This is a genomic window from Rhodococcus sp. 15-2388-1-1a, from assembly GCF_002259145.1.
Classification (GTDB): domain Bacteria; phylum Actinomycetota; class Actinomycetes; order Mycobacteriales; family Mycobacteriaceae; genus Rhodococcoides.
The window spans coordinates 14,481-32,375 of record NZ_NPFP01000016.1; the positions used below are offsets into that span (position 1 = coordinate 14,481).

Below are 17,895 nucleotides of genomic sequence, written 5' to 3' on the forward strand. Positions count from 1 at the left end.
TGAATCACCGAGAGTGCGATGTGCGGTGTCGAATGCGGCAGCAACCCACTACCCGACGCCTGACGAGCAGGGCGGGCGAGACGGTGGGGTGTGCTCAGGCAGTTCGAGCCGGTGGTCCGCGGTTTCCGCAGCCCGAAAGGTCGAGAAGTCGTGGTGATCCCGGGATCCGGTACACCGGGAGTGGTGGGGCGATGCGATTGTCGTCGACGACGAGCGCTGCCAGCATCGGCAGTGTTTCGCGGAGCGAGGTGACCGCGCGCCGGATTCCGTGCTCGGCTCCGCGGATGGCAAGTGCGCCGAACAGGACGGCAACGGCGTGCGCGGCGAGCATCTGCTGGGTGAGCATCGAACCGTGATGGTGACCGTCGACGGCGGTGAGCAGCAGGTGACCGATCGCCTGCGCCGTGGCCAGAACGACAAGCAGCTGCGCCCGGGGTGCTCCCGCTGTCGGTGCGACCGATGTCGCGTATCCGGCCGCCGCGCACACGAGCACCAGCAGCACTATCGCCGCGTCCGAGGGGAACATCCCACCGCCGAAGGTGTGTGCCGTGGCTGTGACCAGTGCGGACAGAGCGCCCACGGAGGCACCGCGCAGAGGCGCGAACCCATCCGTGGTGGCAGACATGAACGGGATACTACTACCAACTACTCGCCGTAGTAGCACGCAGCGGGCCGGCGAGCAGTCAGGACTTACCCACGACGGCCACGATCAACTCCGTCAGCTCCTCGGTTGCCTCGTCACGGGTGAGTGACCCCGAGACAGCGGCATGTGACAACGCATCCGCAGCACCGAAGATCGCCGTGAGCGCGGGCGTCGAGATACCACCGATGCCGAACGGCTCGAGTATCGCTCGGCAACGTTCGGAGTACGCCCGCTCGGCAGCGCGCTTGACCTGTTCGAGTTCCGGTGAACCTTCCAGCGCAGCAAGCACACCCGTCAGCTCCCGCCCCTGAGCCGAAGCACAACCCACGTAGGAGTTCGCAATCGCCCGTGCGCGGCCGTCGAGCGACACCGATGCGGCGTCGAGGGATTCCTCGAGCATGGCCGTTTGCCGGTCGTCGAATTCCGTGAACAACGCTGCGAGCAATTCCGCACGTGAGCCGAAGTGGCTGTACACCACGGGCTTTGCAACACCGGCGTGTTCGGCCAGCCGGCCCAATGTCAGCGCGTCGGCGCCCTCGGCCCGCACGAGAGCCCACGAGACCTCGACCAGTTGGTCGTATCTGTCCGATCGGGACAGTCTCGTCCGAGCCATCACGGGCCTCCTTGCGCTATATACGAATAGTAACCTACTCTTGGTACATAGCCGTTCGCCTCATCGAAGGAACCAGCCATGACCACACTTGTCGTAGTTTCCCATTCCGATCCCGACTCCCTCACCCACCGTGCCGCCGGATCCATTTCGGACGCGATCCGCACCGCGGGCGACACGGTCGAGACGGCCGACCTCGCTGCGGAGAACTTCGATCCCCGATTTTCCACAGCCGACCTGAATCTGTTCCGCGGCAACGGAACCGTGCCTGCTGACGTAGTTGCAGAGCAACAGAGAATCGACCGAGCCGACCACCTGGTTCTGGTCTTCCCGATGTACTGGTGGTCGATGCCCGCCCTGCTGAAAGGGTGGATCGATCGCGTCTTCGTCAGCGGATGGGCGTACGAGTACAGCCCGGGAGTCGAGTTCGTCAAGAAGCTGGATCGCCTCACCGTCCACCTGGTGGTGATCGCAGGCGACGACGCCGAGAGCTTCGAACGCCACGGTGTGTACGACGCATTCCGCACACAGATCGAGCGCGGTATCGTCGAATACTGCGGAGCCACAGTCGGTTCCACCACATTCGTGTACGAGTCGGACACCAGAGACCGGGACGACCTCGCTGCCCAGATCACCGATATCGGTATCGCTGTTGCCGGTCGGACACGACATCGGCCACCGAGCGTCGACACTCGTCACACGCCGGCACTGGCCGACTCGAATCGAGTTGCTGCGATGCAGAACCGGTAAGGAGGCATCGTCCGGTCAGGCCGGCGTCAACCGAAAGATCGGGAACCGTCGCCCCTCGGCTGTCTCGACGTACTTCGCGAAGCCCTCGGACGCGTTCAAGAATTTCTGCCAGTTCGCGTCCCACTCGTCGTCGGGGATTTCCGACACGGTCACCGAGATGGTGCGGACGGCACCGTCTCCGGGAACCTCGACGTCGATTGCCGGGTGTGCGCGCAGGTTGTGCACCCAGGCAGGATCCTTGGGTGAGCCGGCGGCCGACCCGACGATCAGCCAGCTTTCGCCCTCCGGGATCGCCATCAAGGGGTTCAACCGAACCTCGCCGCTCCTGGCACCTATGGAGTGCAGAACGACGAGCGCATCGCCGAACCCCGCCGTGGACACATGTCCGCCGTTGCTGCGGAACTCGTCGATGATCATCTGGTTGAAGTCGGCCATACAACGAGTATGACGCGCAGCACGTCGCACCGGACGTGATCGCATCCTGCGATTTCCATCGATGAGAACCAAAGGTTAGCCTGTGCTCATACGCACCTCGGTGCGCACCGCCGTCGGGCGATCCCCGACGGCTCGTTGCTGTCTGAACCCGAAGGACAATCTCACATGCTCGATGTTCGTCGCCGCGCAGGCACCCTCGCCGCCGCTGCCGCCCTGGTCGGATCGCTCGTCGCGTGCGGAGCATCCGAGGAGGTACCGGACGCGGCCGCGGAAGCCACCGATGGTGGGACGTCCTATCCGCTGACGATCGAGAACTGCGGCGAAACGGTCACCTTCGACTCCGCCCCGCAGCGCGTGGTCTCGCTCGACCAGAACTCCACCGAAATCCTTCTCTCACTCGGTGTGCAGGACCGTATGGTGGGCACCGCGTCCTGGACCGATCCGGTCCGCGAGAACCTCGCCGACGCGAACGCCTCGGTTCTCCGACTGGCCGACAACGCCCCCACCTACGAGGTCGTGGTCGATACCGAACCCGACCTCGTCACCGCATCGTTCGGACGCCACTTCGAGCAAGGTGGCGTCGCTCAGCGGTCACGCTTCACCGAAACCGGTGCCGCCACGTATCTTTCACCCACCGACTGCGACGCCGGCCGCAGTGTCAACGGAGGCAACACCCGAACGACGCCGCTCACGATGGAGTCGCTGTACCAGGAGATCACCGAACTCGCAGCGATCTTCGACGTCAACGAGCGCGGTGCCGAGTTCGTCGACGAACTGAAGACCCGCATGGCCGACGCCACCGCTACCACGGCCGAATCGGATGTCTCCGTGGCATTCTGGTTCGCGGACACCAAGAGTCCGTACATCGCAGGCGGACGGGGATCGGCAGATCTACTCGCCAGATCGGTCGGCATGACGAACGCCTTCGCCGATACGGACGACGACTGGCCTGCTGTCGGCTGGGAGACCATGGTGGATCGGGATCCGACCGTCCTGGTATTGGGCGACCTGGCGCGCAACCGCTTTCCCGGTGACCTGCTCGCCGACAAGATCGCATTCCTGGAGTCCGACCCCGTCACCAGCACGATGGCCGCCGTCCGAGACAAGCACTACATCTCCTTGCACGGTGCAGAGATGAACCCGTCGATTCGGGCCGTCGACGGCGTCGAAAAGGTGTCGGCCGGACTGCGCGACCTGGGACTGTCGTCCTGACCGCGACCATCACCCGCCCGCGCATCGCCCAGCGATCGCAGACCTCCCGCCACCTGTGGCGTTGGGTGGCTGCCCTGCTGGGCGGTGTCGTGCTGTGCGTGGTGTCGATCCTCGTCGCCATCACCCTCGGGCCGGCGAACATCTCACTGGTCAACGTGCGCGATGTGGTGCTCAACCATCTCGGCGTCACCGACATCCCGGTGAAGGTATCGAAGAACGCGATCATCTGGGAGGAGCGACTCCCCCGTGCGCTCGTCGCCGCAGCCAGTGGCGTCGGACTCGGCATCTGCGGCGTCATCATGCAGTCGCTCCTGCGTAATCCGCTGGCGGACCCGTTCGTGCTCGGTGTCTCCTCGGGCGCCTCGACGGGTGCCGTCGTGGTCGGCGTTCTCGGTATCGGCGGTGCCGCACTCGGTCTGTCGGGCGGCGCGTTCATCGGTGCGCTCGTTGCGTTCGGGCTGGTGCTCTTCCTTGCCCGCATGTCCGGTAGCGGAAACGACCGCGTCATCCTCGCCGGTGTCGCGACCACTCAATTGTTCTCGGCGCTGACATCTTTCGTGATCTTCGCGTTCGCGGACTCCGACGAGACCCGCGGCGTGATGTTTTGGCTCCTCGGATCGTTCGAGGGAGTCCGATGGAACGACGTCGTGCTCTGTGTGACCGTGGCCGGTATCGGCGCAGTGGTCTGTTGCTACTACGCGTACGTGCTCGACGCATTCGCGTTCGGAAACTCGGTGGCGTCCTCGCTCGGCTTCGACGTCAAGAAGGTGCGCCTGGCACTGCTCGTCGGAACCGCCCTGATCACTGCGACACTCGTCAGCGTGGCCGGTGCCATCGGTTTCGTCGGCCTCATTCTTCCGCACGCGGCGCGACTGTTGGTGGGGCCCAACCACAGCCGCCTCGTGCCCACCACTGCCGTCATCGGCGCGATCTTCATGGTGTGGGTCGACGCCGTCTCCCGAGTCGCCTTCGCCCCGACCCCACTGCCGGTCGGCGTCGGAACAGCACTGGTCGGTGTCCCTGCCTTCATCGCAATCATGGCTCGCAAGAGAGGAATTCGATGACACTGCACGCGTCGAACGTCTCCTGGAAGCGCGGCGGCGCACTCGTGGTCGACGGAGTGACGCTGCACCCGGCACCCGGCCGAACGGTGGGCCTGTTGGGGCCCAACGGTTCCGGTAAGTCCTCGCTGCTCCACCTGCTGGCCGGGGCCGCGTCGCCCACCTCAGGCGTCGTCGAGTTGGACGGTGCCGAGCTCGGTTCGCTCAAACGCAAGCACATCGCTCGCGCCGTCGCGGTCGTCGGACAGCACGCGCACACGGACGTCGACGTGACGGTCGGCGATGTCGTGCGTCTGGGACGGATCCCCCATCGCGGGGCGTTCGGCGGTAGCGACCGCGACGACGACGCAGTGGACGACGCGCTCGCGCAGACCGGACTCACCGACAAAGCGGATCGGTTGTGGCGCACGCTCTCCGGTGGTGAGCAGCAGCGGGCGCACATTGCACGCGCACTCGCCCAGCAGCCTCGCGAGATGTTGCTGGACGAGCCGACCAACCACCTCGACATCCATCACCAGCTCGAATTGCTGGCCCTCGTCGCCCGTCTGCCGATCACCAGCATCGTTGCGCTGCACGACTTGAACCTGGCCGCGATGTTCTGCGACGAGGTGTTGGTGCTCCACGACGGCAAGGTCGTCGCAGGAGGCACACCTGCGGACGTGCTGACCGAAGAACTCATCGCCGAGGTGTATCGAGTGCGGGCGCGCGTTTCGGTGGACGGGGACGACGGACGAGTGCACATCCGCTTCGATGCAGCGGCCGGGTACGAGACCGTTGATGGGGAGCAGGACACCAGCGTGACGGCGGTTTCTCGCCTCTGATCGGCATCGGATTGCAGTCACCCTGGGATTGGGTGCCACGATTCGTGGTACCCCTGAACCATGAGCGAATCCATCAGGCCTGAAGTGTCGACCACGAGCCTGCCCGCATTCGGGTTCGAGACCACCTTGGCCGACGAGGTTCCCGGCGTCACGCTGCCGTGGCAGGGTGCCCACGCACCTGCCCCTCGCGTGCTGATTCTCAACGACGGCCTGGCCCGGTCACTCGCGCTCGACCCGGCGTCCTTGGCCACCGCCGAGGGGGCAGGCGTGCTGTCCGGGTCCATTCCTCCGGCCGGGACCGCCACCGTGGCGATGGCGTACGCGGGTCATCAGTTCGGCAGCTTCCAACCACTGCTGGGCGACGGCCGAGCACTGCTGCTCGGCGAGCTTCGCGACGAGCAGGGGCGTCGAATCGATCTGCATCTCAAGGGGTCCGGAGCAACGCCGTTCTCACGTGGTGGCGACGGACGGGCTGTGGTCGCAGCCATGCTGCGCGAGTACCTGATCAGCGAGGCAATGCATGCCTTGCACATCCCCACCACCCGCTCACTCGCGGTGGTCACCACCGGGGAACAGGTGGTGCGGGAAGGAGGTCCGCAACCCGGAGCGGTACTCGCCAGGGTCGCGTCCAGCCATCTGCGGGTGGGCACGTTCGAGTTCGCTGCCCGGCGTGAGGGGCTCACACAGCCCCTCGCCGACCATGCCATCGCCCGCCACTACCCCGCACTCGTCGAGTTGCCTGCCGAGGATCGCTACCTCGCATTCTTCGAGGCCGTCGTCGAAGCCCAAGCATCGCTTGTCGCGCAATGGATGTCGGTAGGATTCGTACACGGTGTCATGAACACCGACAACACGACCATCTCCGGCGAGACCATCGACTACGGGCCGTGCGCTTTCCTGGACGCCTACGATCCGGCTACGGTGTTCAGCTCCATCGACCACGGCGGACGCTATGCCTACGGCAATCAACCCGCAGTGCTCGGCTGGAATCTGGCCAGATTCGGCGAAACACTACTTCCACTGGTCGATTCGACGCCCGATACCGCAATCACAGCTCTCACAGCGGTCCTGGACACGTTCGGGGAACGCTACCGCCGGCACTACGCGGCCGCGATGTCCGCCAAACTCGGACTGGGAGACGGGGTCGCCGACGCGGAGTTGGTCGACGACCTGCACCGGGTGCTCACGGACCACCGCGTCGACTGGACCCTGGCCTTCCGCGCGCTCGCGGACAACCTGCGCGGGCACTCGTCACCGTTCGACTCCCTCGTTCCGCCGGACGCGTCCTCGACGTGGCTGAACCGTTGGCGAACTTCGGTTTCGGCACGGGGACAGGACTTCTCGTCGATCGCCGACGCCATGGACCGCGTGAACCCGGCGTACATTCCTCGTAACCATCTGGTGGACGCCGCACTCGGATCCGCCACAGCGGGCGATCTCGAGCCGTTCGAGCGTCTGCTCGACGTCGTCACGTCACCGTTCGACCGACGCGGGGACCGGTCGGACTACGCCCTGCCTGCGCCCGAGAACTTCAGTGCAGGATTTCAGACATTCTGCGGTACCTGAATCAGATCGTCGACCACTACTTCAACACGCCTGCCGAGGCCGAGTTCCGTTGTGCGAGTACTGCAAAAGCGTCGCTCAACTCCGCAGGGCCGACCACGTCGACATCGGCGTCGAAATGGTTCAGAGTTGCCGCGAGAGCTATCCACGACCACGACCCGCCCGTCAGACCACATCGGTCGGGCCCCAGATCCTCGACGACACTCTCGCCGGCGAACGGCAGAACCTCGCGGGCCGGCCGGTGCAGAATCACGGTACCGACGCACGGCCATCGGTTCACCGAATCGGAGCCCTTGAACCTGGCCGAGACGAATTCCGCCGCATCGCCGCCCGGGATCGGTCGCGGCTCGAACCGTGGGCCGTCGGGCGTTCGTAAGGTGATGCGATCGGCACGGAAGACGCGCCAATCGGCGCGATCGCGACTCCACGCGACCAGATACCACCGTCCAAGCGAGGTGACGAGGTAGTGCGGTTCCACTGTGCGGGGCGGTCGCGCCTCGGCGTCGCTCCGGCCCCCGTAATCGAATCTGAGCACTACGCGAGACCGCACCGCGGCAGACAACGCAACGAGTACGTCCGTCGACACCGGGGCCGGATCGGTACCGCCCGGTGGATGAGTGATCGACGTGAATTGGAGTGCATCCACGCGATGCCTCAGCCGGGAAGGCAGCACCTGCCGGACCGTGGACAGGGCGCGCACTGCCGGTTCTTCCAATGCCGCGCCGGCCGATCGCAGCGCCACCGTGAGCGCTACCACCTGGTCGTCATCGAAGAGCAACGGCGGCAACTGGTTTCCCGCGTCGAGGCGGTAGCCGCCCTCGGGACCCATCGACGCAGCGATGTTGTATCCCAGCTCGCGGAGGCGGTCGACGTCGCGTCGAACCGTGCGTGGGCTGACCTCCAAGCGCTCGGCGAGCACGCTGCCCGGCCAGTCCCGAGTGGTCTGCAGCAACGACAACAGGGTCAGCAGTCGGGAGGTGGTCGCCGTCATCTTTTCGATCGTAGGCGGAGTAGAGGACAGAAACTGACCTACATGACTGCCACAGTCGAATCACCGGGGAACGACCCCGCACGTCGACGGCAGCAGGAGTACACGATGAGCATCCTCACCACCACCCACTTGAACTTTCGCGGTGACGCCCGAGCGGCCCTGGAGTTCTATGCGTCGGTATTCGGTGGACAGACGGCAATCTCGACCTACGGCGATTTCGGGATGCCCAAGGACCTTCCTGGGGCCGACAAGGTCGTTTTCGGTCAGGTGGAGAACCAGGACGGCTTTCGGATCATGGCCTACGACATTCCCGGCCGGACCGCCGATTCGACCGAGGTCACCGGCCACACCTACCGTGAACACGGCACCACCGTCACCGATCAGCCCTTCTTCGTCTCGGTCCGCGGCCACACCATCGACGAGGTACAGGGCTACTGGGACGCTCTCTGCACCGAGGGAAAGATCATCGAACCTTTCGCCGCGTCATCGTGGAGCCCCGGCTTCGGGATGGTCACCGACCGGTTCGGTGTGACCTGGTCCCTCGACGTGGCGCCCGCGCACGCCGAATGACGAGTTGGGCTGCGACGTAAATTACTTTTCGTCGCAGCCCAACTCGTGCGTTCCGATGCTCACGAGGTCCGCTTCTGTTCCGCTCTGATCAAGCCACCGCCGACGATCAACCGCTGAATTTCGCTCGTGCCCTCGTACAACCGAAGCAGCCGTACATCCCGGTAGATGCGCTCGACCGGAACCTCCCGCATGTACCCGGCACCGCCGTGAATCTGGACCGCCAGATCGGCGACCCTGCCGACCATCTCGGTGCAGAACAACTTCACCGCAGACGGCGCGATACGTCGGTCGGTCTCCTGCACCCATGCCCTCGCAGCCTCACGCACCATCGCCCGTCCCGCCATCACACCGACCTGCTGATCGGCGATCATCGCCTGCACCAACTGGAAGTTACCGATCGGCTCACCGCCCTGAGTGGACGCCGCGGCATAGGACACCGACTCGTCCAACGCACGCTGCGCCTGACCGACGGCCAGCGCCGCGATATGCACCCGCCCCCGCGCCAACGAGGTCATCGCCGCCTTGTAGCCGATGTCGCCATTGCCGCCGACCAGTGCGTCGGCCTCGACCCGCACGTCGGTGAAGTTCACATCGGCCGTCCCGGAACCCTGCTGCCCCATCTTCGCGTCCTTGACGCCCACGTCGATCCCGGCGGTGTCGGCAGGAACCAGGAATACCGCGATACCGTTGCCACTCTGCGGTTTCGGATCCAACTTGGCAAACACGACGAACATGTTCGCGATCGGCGCATTGGTGATGTATCGCTTGCTGCCGTTGATGACCCACCCGGTGCCGTCGACCGTCGCCGTCGCCTTCAAGCCCGCCGGATTCGACCCTGCCCCGTCCTCGGTCAACGCAAAGGACGCCACGATGTCGCCCGATGCCATGCCCGGCAACCACGTCGCTTTCTGCTCCTCGGTACCGAACCCCACGAGCACCTGCCCGGCGATCCCGTTGTTGGTGCCGAACATCGATCGCAGCGACAACGAGGTGTACCCGAGCTCCATCGCGAACTCGACGTCCTGAATCAGGTTCAGGCCCAGCCCACCCCACTCCTGCGGAAGCGCGTAGCCGAACAGTCCCATCTCCGCGGCCTGCTTCCGCAGATCCTCGGGAATCGAATCGGTGTTCATGATCTCGAGCTCGCGAGGCACAACACGCGATCGCACGAACTGCGAGATCTGCTTCAACACGTCCGCGAAGACGTCATCCGGTACATCGGGATTCAGCGTGTCCATAGGACCACTATCGAGGAGGGCGAGCTCCTGCGTCCACTACGTGGAACGCACTTCCTGCTAGGCGGGGCGTATTTCCTCACGTCGGCGGAGTTGCCGGACGTTGTCGGCTCCGGCACCGAGCAGGTCCTTCGCGGCCCGCTCTCCTGCCAGCAGCGCCGCCTCGATGCCCGAGTGGGTGAGGAAGTCGCCCGCGAGTCGGAGGTTCGCGGGCATCGAATCCCTGGCGGTCCGCATTGCGGCGTAGTGCCCGGGAACCGGAGCGATCAGCGCCACATCCATCGGGAAGATGCGCGTGAAATCGGGCTCGGCATCCGAGAATGCCATGGCCACTGCCAGACGGGCTCTGGCGACCACATCGACCTCCGACAGGCCGTCCGTCTGAGCCGCGTCGAGCCACACGCTGGCCGTTTGAGCACCCGTCGGCACCGATCGTGGAGCGCGTCTGCCGTTCAGCAGAACTCCGTAGTTGTGGTGCACTCCCGGCGCGCCGTGCACGACGAGGTCGTAGGGCACATCCGGCCACGGATCCCGGTGATATCCGAACACGACGTGATGAGCCGTCACCGGAACCACGGCGGACAGGGCATCGGTGATGGCGGAATCGACGACCCCGTCGAGCAGGGCCGCGGCGGTTCGAACATCGGTGGCGAGTACGGCTGCGTCTGCGTGGACCGGACCGTCCGCAGTGAGCACGGTGATCCCGTCGGTGTTGCGTTCGAGCGAGAGTGCGCGCGTACCGATCCGTACATCGTCGACGCCGTCGAGCAGCCACTCGGCAATGCGTCCGAGGCCACCATCGGGAACGGTCAACTGGGTCCGATGCACCTGAGTCAGCAGGGTTTTGACGAATCCGGCCGAGATCTTCCTCGGATCGGCTCCGGTCAACGGGTCCATCAAGGGTCGCACGACGTACTCGAACGTTCGATCACCGAGCGAATCCCGTGACCATCTGTCCAGTGTGCGGCCGTCGTCGGCCGCGGCAAGGTCGTCGATATCGAAGGGCCCCTGGTCGCGGCCCAGCGCCAAGCGTCCGATCTGTCGTACGGCGCGCAGACGATCGCCGATGGTGAGTTGCGGCAACCTCAACAAGGTCCATGGACGATCGAGCCGCACTCGGTGTTTGCGACCTGCGCCGTCCAGCACTGCGGTTCGCGCATGCCATCTCCGCATCATCGACATTCGCCCCTGCTCCCGCAGGACGGCGCGGGTCCGTGCGTACGAACCCATGACGAAGATGGCCCCGGAATCGATCTCGAAGCCGTTGTGCTCGACGGTCCGCACCCGGCCACCGATTCCGTCGGCCGCTTCCAGTACGACGGGCTCGTGCCCTTCGCGCTTCAGGATTCTGGCGGCGGCAGCGCCCGCGACACCCGCACCGATGACGGCAACGCGCATCTCAGCCCCTCACCATCCCGAATTCCTGTGTGTCCTCGTCGAGACTGCGCATGACTGCCGCCCTGGCATCGGCCGGGAGGGTGTCGACGATGAGCCGTACTCGTTCCCTGCGTCGATCGACCGCCTGTCTGCGCGGCATTCCCGGCGTCGGCTCCATCTGCGGCATGATCCCCTCGATGTCGTCGACGCCGCCGAGGTGATGACCGGCCTCCATCAGTGCGATCTCCTCGCGCATCTGCGAAGAGTCCTTCTCCTCGCTCATTCCGATCGGACCCATCATCGTTCCGTTGAGGAACTGCTTGACCGCGGGCTCGTCCGACGTCAAGAGCACCTCTCGAGGCCCGAACATCACCAACTCCTTGCGGAACAACATGCCGATGTTGTCCGGCACCGTTCGAGCGAGATTGATGTTGTGCGTGACGATCAGCGTGGTCGCATCGATCTGGGCATTGATGTTGAGTAGCAACTGACTGATGTAGGTGGTGCGGACCGGATCGAGCCCCGAATCGGGCTCGTCGACCAGAATGATCTTCGGGTCGAGAACGAGCGCTCTCGCCAATCCGGCCCGCTTGCGCATGCCGCCCGAGATCTCACCGGGCAGCTTGTCCTCCGCACCGAGCAGACCCGTCAGTTCGAGCTTCTCCATCACGATCGCGCGGATGTCGGACTCGGACTTCTTGGTGTGCTCGCGCAGCGGAAAGGCGACGTTGTCGAACAGGTTCATCGAGCCGAACAATGCGCCGTCCTGGAACAGCACGCCGAACAGCTTTCGAATCTCGTAGAGCTCCCGCGAGGAACACTGCATGATGTCGGTGCCGTCGACGACGATCGAACCCTCTTCGGGGCGTAGCAGTCCGATCAACGATTTCAAGAACACCGATTTACCTGTACCCGAGGGCCCCAGTAGTGCACTCACCTCACCCGCCGGCAATGTCAGAGACACGTCTTTCCAGATGCTCTGCGAACCGAACGATTTGGTGAGTCCACTCACCGAGACCTCGACGCCCATCCAGTGCTCCTTCGTTGTCCAGTGAAACCGTCTGTACCACTTGCATTTCGAGCGTCAGAAGATCCTTCGCATGATCTTCTTGGCCCGCTCGGTGTAGGGCGGATAGATGACTCGAATGTCCGGCTTGAGGGTCTTCGACAGCACGGACTTGCGGTGACTCAAGGTATGGAAACCCCATTCACCGTGGTACGCACCCATACCGCTGGCACCGACACCGCCGAACGGAAGCGCGGCCACGAGGCAATGCAGCGCAACGTGATTGATGACGACTCCGCCCGCGGGAATTCTGTCGGTCATGTCTCGGGCGGCCTTCTTCGACGAGCTGAAGATGTACAGCCCCAACGGCTTCGGTCTCCGGTTGACGAATGCGATCGCATCCTCGGTCGTACGGTAGCCGACAACCGGAAGAATCGGACCGAAGATCTCGTCCGACATCGCCGGTTCCGCCACATCGGGATCGACGATGATGGTCGGCTCGATGGTCAGAGCACCCTCGTCGACGCCACCGCCCGTTACGATTCTGCCCTTCGTTTCAGCGATGTACCCGGCAAGTCTGTCGAACTGTCGTTTGTTGACGATGCGCTGGCCACCGACCTGATCGGACCTGAACTGTGCCACGGTCGCAACCAACTTCTCGACCAATCGGTCGCGCACCTTCTCGTCGACCAGAACGTAGTCGGGTGAAATACACGTCTGCCCGGAGTTGAGCAGCTTGACCCACGCGATCCGCCGTGCGACCACGTCGAGATCCGCATCGGCGGTCACGATGGCCGGACTCTTCCCTCCGAGCTCGAGAGTGACCGGCGTCAAAGTCGGTGCCGCCGCTGCCATGATCTTGCGGCCGACCTCGGTGCCACCGGTGAACAACGCGTGGTCGAATCCGAGCGCGAGCAATTCCTGAGTTGTCGCTCCGTCGCCCTCGACGACGATGACGGCGTCGGGATCGACGTACTGCGGCAACAGTGTCGCCAACAGTGCCGAGGTTGCGGGTGCAAGCTCGGAGGGCTTGACCACGGTGCAGTTGCCTGCGGCAACCGCCGCGATCAGCGGTCCCAGCGTGAGGTAGACCGGGTAGTTCCACGGTCCGATGACGAGAACGACTCCGAGCGGCTCGTCCTGAACCCACGCCGAGCCCGGAAGTTGATTGAGCGGCAAACGAACTCGCTCGGGCTTCATCCATCGGCGCAGGTGCTTGATCGCGTACTCGGCCTCACCCTTGGTCGACGTCAGGTCGCCGAGCCAGGTTTCGACGGGACTGCGCCCCAGGTCCTTCGCCAACGCCGCGGCGACATCGGCCTCCCGTTCGGTGACGAGGCGAACGATGCCCTCGAGCTGCTTGAGTCGCCATTCGATCGGCCGTGTCCGGCCCGACGCATGTACTGCCCGCAACGCCTGCACACGTCGTTCCAGTGCAGGCGAGGACATTTCGCGAGTCTCTGTCGTTGTCATGTCGGCTCAGAACTCCGGTACCGGCACCGAGCCGGACAGAACCGCGCCACCGGTTCCGCCGTCGACCGTGATCGTCTCGCCGTTGACCCACCTCGCGGAGTCGGAGGCGAGGAACAGAACGACATCCGCAATGTCTTCCGGGTTCGCGTGCCTGCCGAGCATCGTTTCGAGTCCGTCGATCGTGTCGTCACCCATGGTCTCGCGGAAGTCCTTCAGGATCGGCGTGTTCACCGGGCCCGGCAGGACGGCGTTGATACGAAATCCCATCTCGTGCAATGCCAGTCCCATGGACATGACGTAGACCGTGGTGACTTCCTTCGACCAGTTGTAGGCATTGCCCTGCTGCGGATTGCTCTTGAACCACTGTGCACCCTCCTCGAAGGTGTCGGTGGCGAGAACCTCACGAATGGTCTCGAGACGCTGTGGCCAACCGAAGCCCGCCGTGGACGAGACCACGACCACGTTGCCCTGCTCGCCAAGCCGATCGAGGAACGATTCCGTGAGGTGCCGGACTGCGAGCGAGTTGACCGCGAAAACCGTGTCGGCAGGCGCGGTTCCGGGGACGCCGGCCACGCTGAGCAGCGCGTCGAAGGTACCGTCGAGCTGTTCGATGGCCGCATCGATGCTGGATGGATTCGCCAGATCCACCTCGATGTGCCCGGTGACCGCTGCGGTCGGGGTGTTGCGATCGAGGCTGAACACCTCGGCACCTTCGGCAAGAAGCTTCTCGGCCACGCAATGGCCGATCCCTGATGCGGCACCGGTGACGACGTAGCGCTTTCCCGCGAATTCTGACATGTCTTGACCTTCCGAAAAGCTAGAGGGAGTACGGCAGTGATTTCACTGCGTGGACGAAGTTGCCGGCCAAATACGTCGGTTCGCCGACGGTGAGGCCGGGAGCGCGATGCAGCAGCTGATCGAAGATCTCGCGCAGTTGCATCTTCGCCACGAAATTTCCCATGCAGAAGTGCGGGCCACCACCGCCGAACCCTTGGTGCGGGTTGGGGTTTCGCGAAAGATCGAACAGGTCCGGACGATCGAATACCTTCTCGTCTCGATTGCCCGACGAGTAGATCATCGCGACCCAGTCACCTGCCCGAATGTTCTCTCCACCGAGCACGGTGTCCTGGGTGGCGGTACGCCGGAATGTCATGACCGGAGAGTTGTAGCGAACGAATTCCTCGATCGCAGTGCCGATTCGGCCGTCGAAATCTCCGAGCAGGAAGTCTCGCTGGTCCGGATTCAGTTGCAATGCGCGCTGAGTGAGGCTGATCGTGTTGCGCGTCGTGTCGTTTCCTGCGACCGACAACAACACGAAGAACGATCCGATCTCTTCGTCCGTCAACTTCTTGCCATCGACCTCGGCGTTGACCAGGTTGGTCATCAGGTCGCTGCGCGGGTGCGCCCGACGCTCGGCGGCGAGGTCCATTCCCAACATCAACAGACTGACGAGGGCGTCGTTGAGTACCTCACCCGGTTCTCTTCCGGCAGCGACGTCCTCGTCCGCCCACGAGACCATTCCGTCGGCATGGTGTGCAGCCTCGTTGCGTTTGTCTTCGTCGTCGAGACCCATCATTTCGTAGATGGTCCACATCGGCAGACGCTTGGACACCTGCGTGACGAAGTCTCCCGACGGTGTCTGCAGAACGTCGTCGACGATGCTGGCGGCCTGACGCTTGATCTGATCGTGGATCTTCGAGACCTGCTTCGGGGTGAACGCTGCGCTGACCAGTTTGCGCAGAGCGCCGTGGCGCGGCGAGTCCATCCCGAGGAACGACCCAGCTGCCTCCAGGATGTCGTCCGGGACTTCCTCGAACTGGAAGCCCTGTCCCGAGCAGAACAGCTCCGGATGCTTGCTGACCTCGGCGATCAACTCGTGTGAGGTACACACCCACACACCGTCGTTCTCCGGCGGCATGAGGCCACCCTCGAGCGGAGGGTGCCAGCTGATCGGTCGTTCCCGACGGAGCACCGAGAACGTCTTCTCGCGTTCGTCGGCAGTCGACGCCCAGAAACCGAGGTGCGAGACGGACAGCGGATCGTACGACCTACGAGGACTTTCGACGACAGACGTCATGACGACACCGCTCCTTGCACCTGGTAGGACTTTTCCAATTCACGCTTGACCAATTTGCCGGTGGGTGTGCGAGGCAGTTCGTCGACGAAATCGACCGAACGTGGTGCCTTGAATCGAGCGATGCGGGCGCGCACGTACTCGATGATCTCCTGCCCCAACTCGTCCGACGGCTCGACGCCCGGCTTGAGTTGAACGACAGCCTTGACCGACTGGCCCATCTCCGCATCCGGGACCCCGATGACCGCGATATCGAAGATCTTGTCGTGCATGGCCAGTACGTTCTCGATCTCCTGCGGGTAGATGTTGACCCCGCCGGAGATGATCACGAACGACTTTCGATCCGTGAGGAACAGGTAACCGTCGTCGTCGACGTATCCGAGGTCGCCGACGCTCGTCCACGTCGGATGATGCGGGTGGCGTGCTTCGTCGGTCTTCTTCTCGTCCTTGTGATAGACGAACGGCATGGTCTCGCGCGCGAAGTAGACCGTTCCGATGTCACCCGGATTCGACTCGTTGCCTTCCTCGTCGCAGATGTGGAGGTCTCCGACGACCGCCTTACCGACCGACCCGGGCTTGCGCAGCCACTCGGCCGAGGACACGAACGTCATGCCGTTCTGCTCGGTGGATCCGTAGTACTCGAACAGCACCGGGCCCCACCAATCGATCATCGCTTGCTTCACTTCGGGTGGACACGGTGCCGCGGCGTGAACGGCCAGCCGAAGACTGGAATGGCCGTAGCGGTTCCGCACGTCCTCGGGGAGCTGCAACATGCGAACGAACATCGTGGGAACGAATTGCGCGATCGTTGCGCCGTACTTCTCGATGGCCGCGAGCGCGCCCTCCGCATCGAATTTCTCCATCATCACGACCGTGCCGCCGAGCGCGTGGACGGCACCGGACCACTTCAGCGGAGCTGCGTGATAGATCGGTGCCGGTTGCAGGTACACGTCGTCGGGGCCGACCTTGAACATGTGGCCCAGCAGTCCCACGATCGGATCGCCCGGCTGATCGACCTGGATCGGAAGCATCGCCGAGCGGATGCCCTTGGGCCGACCCGTGGTGCCGGAGGAGTACATCATGTCTGCGCCGCGTGGACGATCGACGAGCGGAATGCCGCCCTCGCTCAGCAGGTCCGAGTAGGACTCGTAACCCTCGATCGCGTCACCGAATGCGTAGGCGTGCGTCAGCGTCGGCAACAGTGCGCGAACGTCTGCGCCCAATCCGGAGAGAGCACCGGACACGAACAGCACCTTGGCATCACAATCGGTGACGATGTACGCCACCTCGTCGGCTGCGAGATTCTTGTTGACCGGCGTGATGTAGAAACCGGATTGCATTCCAGCCCAGTAGATCTCGAATACTTCTGCGGCGTTGTCGGCAAGGATCGCGATGCCGTCACCCTTCCGAAGACCGAGGCGATGCATAGCGGAGGCGAGGACGGTCGAACGCCGGTCGAGTTCGCCGTAGGTGACGGTCTCCCCGCTGCCTGCGAGGATGACCGCCGGCTTGTCCGGGTTGGACTTGGCATGGATGCCGGGATACATGTCTGTTCTCAGCCCCTTCAGACCAGCAGGTCGTCGCGGCCGTCGGCCTGAAGGGCCGCGACGTAGCTCGGATACAACTTCTTGCCCAGCGGTGCCAACTTCAGCAGGGACGCGACGTTGCCTTCGACCTTGATCTTGCTCTTGGCCATGGCCAGCGGCAGGTTGACCTTCCCCTGCCAGTACGCGTTGCCGGTGTCTGCGGACATCCGCATGGTCGCGGTCGAGGCGGACGATTCGTCGCCGCCCGTGACCTCTCCGGTCGTGGTGTCGATGACCAGGATCGACTCCGGATCGGTGTAGATCGTCTTGAGCACGATGCCGGTGTCCCTCAGCTTGGGACCGATCTCCGCGTCTGCGAACGCGGCCTCGAAGATTCCTCCGAGATACTTCTTGACCTCGTTCGAGTCTGTGAAGCTCACTGCTAAACCTCCTGGTAGACCGCCAGAATCATCTCTTTTAATCTTTGTTCGATTAGAAACAGATTCTGGACAAGCGAGTCGGAAACCCTCACACCTTGGCGCACCTGT

18 protein-coding genes are annotated in these 17,895 nt (G+C 63.9%); 6 read left to right on the plus strand and 12 right to left on the minus strand.

The window, feature by feature from the left end:
• Positions 1–94: 94 nt before the first annotated feature.
• Positions 95–625, minus strand: coding sequence for a hypothetical protein (locus CH302_RS10490; RefSeq protein ID WP_037194391.1), 531 nt, complete (start codon positions 623–625; stop codon positions 95–97).
• A gap of 58 nt (positions 626–683) precedes the next feature.
• Entirely contained in the window at positions 684–1,256 is a 573-nt protein-coding gene (locus CH302_RS10495) for a TetR/AcrR family transcriptional regulator (protein WP_037194388.1), read from the minus strand.
• A 78-nt stretch (positions 1,257–1,334) separates the two neighbouring features.
• On the opposite strand from CH302_RS10495, the gene CH302_RS10500 reads away from it, so the two are divergent.
• Complete coding sequence (locus CH302_RS10500; RefSeq protein ID WP_052047995.1) at positions 1,335–2,003, plus strand: NAD(P)H-dependent oxidoreductase; 669 nt, start codon at positions 1,335–1,337, stop codon at positions 2,001–2,003.
• 15 nt (positions 2,004–2,018) lie between these two features.
• Here CH302_RS10500 and CH302_RS10505 read toward each other — a convergent pair whose 3' ends face one another.
• Positions 2,019–2,438: a nitroreductase/quinone reductase family protein gene (locus CH302_RS10505; protein WP_037194386.1), complete on the minus strand. Its 420-nt coding sequence runs from the start codon at positions 2,436–2,438 to the stop codon at positions 2,019–2,021.
• A gap of 165 nt (positions 2,439–2,603) precedes the next feature.
• Between CH302_RS10505 and CH302_RS10510 the strand changes: the two genes are divergently transcribed.
• The 4 genes from CH302_RS10510 to CH302_RS10525 all read left to right on the plus strand — a co-directional run bounded on the left by CH302_RS10510 (position 2,604) and on the right by CH302_RS10525 (position 7,098).
• On the plus strand, positions 2,604–3,650 hold the full coding sequence (locus CH302_RS10510) for an ABC transporter substrate-binding protein (RefSeq protein WP_037194384.1): 1,047 nt from the start codon (positions 2,604–2,606) through the stop codon (positions 3,648–3,650).
• Positions 3,651–3,715: 65 nt separating this feature from the next.
• On the plus strand, positions 3,716–4,714 hold the full coding sequence (locus CH302_RS10515; RefSeq protein ID WP_371828456.1) for a FecCD family ABC transporter permease: 999 nt from the start codon (positions 3,716–3,718) through the stop codon (positions 4,712–4,714).
• The gene (locus CH302_RS10520) at positions 4,711–5,532 is read left to right on the plus strand and encodes an ABC transporter ATP-binding protein (protein ID WP_082323811.1); all 822 of its coding nucleotides are present in this window, start codon (positions 4,711–4,713) and stop codon (positions 5,530–5,532) included. The genes CH302_RS10515 and CH302_RS10520 overlap by 4 nt, the downstream gene beginning before the upstream one ends.
• A gap of 60 nt (positions 5,533–5,592) precedes the next feature.
• On the plus strand, positions 5,593–7,098 hold the full coding sequence (locus tag CH302_RS10525; protein ID WP_037194382.1) for a protein adenylyltransferase SelO: 1,506 nt from the start codon (positions 5,593–5,595) through the stop codon (positions 7,096–7,098).
• Between the two features lie 16 nt (positions 7,099–7,114).
• On the opposite strand, the gene CH302_RS10530 is transcribed toward CH302_RS10525, so the two are convergent.
• Complete coding sequence (locus tag CH302_RS10530; protein ID WP_037194379.1) at positions 7,115–8,086, minus strand: helix-turn-helix transcriptional regulator; 972 nt, start codon at positions 8,084–8,086, stop codon at positions 7,115–7,117.
• Positions 8,087–8,191: 105 nt separating this feature from the next.
• Here CH302_RS10530 and CH302_RS10535 point away from each other — a divergent pair, with 105 nt between their 5' ends.
• Entirely contained in the window at positions 8,192–8,656 is a 465-nt protein-coding gene (locus CH302_RS10535) for a VOC family protein (protein WP_037194682.1), read from the plus strand.
• A 59-nt stretch (positions 8,657–8,715) separates the two neighbouring features.
• On the opposite strand, the gene CH302_RS10540 is transcribed toward CH302_RS10535, so the two are convergent.
• The 8 genes from CH302_RS10540 to CH302_RS10575 are packed head-to-tail and all read right to left on the minus strand — an operon-like array spanning position 8,716 to position 17,787.
• Entirely contained in the window at positions 8,716–9,894 is a 1,179-nt protein-coding gene (locus CH302_RS10540) for an acyl-CoA dehydrogenase family protein (protein ID WP_037194377.1), read from the minus strand.
• Between the two features lie 57 nt (positions 9,895–9,951).
• On the minus strand, positions 9,952–11,289 hold the full coding sequence (locus CH302_RS10545; RefSeq protein WP_037194375.1) for an FAD-dependent oxidoreductase: 1,338 nt from the start codon (positions 11,287–11,289) through the stop codon (positions 9,952–9,954).
• Between the two features lies 1 nt (position 11,290).
• Complete coding sequence (locus CH302_RS10550) at positions 11,291–12,298, minus strand: ABC transporter ATP-binding protein (RefSeq protein WP_037194373.1); 1,008 nt, start codon at positions 12,296–12,298, stop codon at positions 11,291–11,293.
• Between the two features lie 54 nt (positions 12,299–12,352).
• Positions 12,353–13,747 carry an aldehyde dehydrogenase family protein gene (locus tag CH302_RS10555; protein ID WP_082323810.1) on the minus strand — a complete coding sequence of 465 codons (1,395 nt, stop codon included), beginning with the start codon at positions 13,745–13,747 and terminating at the stop codon, positions 12,353–12,355.
• A 6-nt stretch (positions 13,748–13,753) separates the two neighbouring features.
• On the minus strand, positions 13,754–14,545 hold the full coding sequence (locus CH302_RS10560; protein ID WP_032367168.1) for a coniferyl-alcohol dehydrogenase: 792 nt from the start codon (positions 14,543–14,545) through the stop codon (positions 13,754–13,756).
• Positions 14,546–14,564: 19 nt separating this feature from the next.
• Positions 14,565–15,824, minus strand: a complete 1,260-nt coding sequence (locus CH302_RS10565; RefSeq protein WP_032367169.1) for a cytochrome P450 — start codon at positions 15,822–15,824, stop codon at positions 14,565–14,567.
• Positions 15,821–17,368, minus strand: coding sequence for an acyl-CoA synthetase (locus CH302_RS10570; RefSeq protein WP_052047993.1), 1,548 nt, complete (start codon positions 17,366–17,368; stop codon positions 15,821–15,823). The genes CH302_RS10565 and CH302_RS10570 overlap by 4 nt, the downstream gene beginning before the upstream one ends.
• A 17-nt stretch (positions 17,369–17,385) precedes the next feature.
• On the minus strand, positions 17,386–17,787 hold the full coding sequence (locus tag CH302_RS10575) for an SCP2 sterol-binding domain-containing protein (protein ID WP_032367170.1): 402 nt from the start codon (positions 17,785–17,787) through the stop codon (positions 17,386–17,388).
• Between the last annotated feature and the right edge of the window lie 108 nt (positions 17,788–17,895).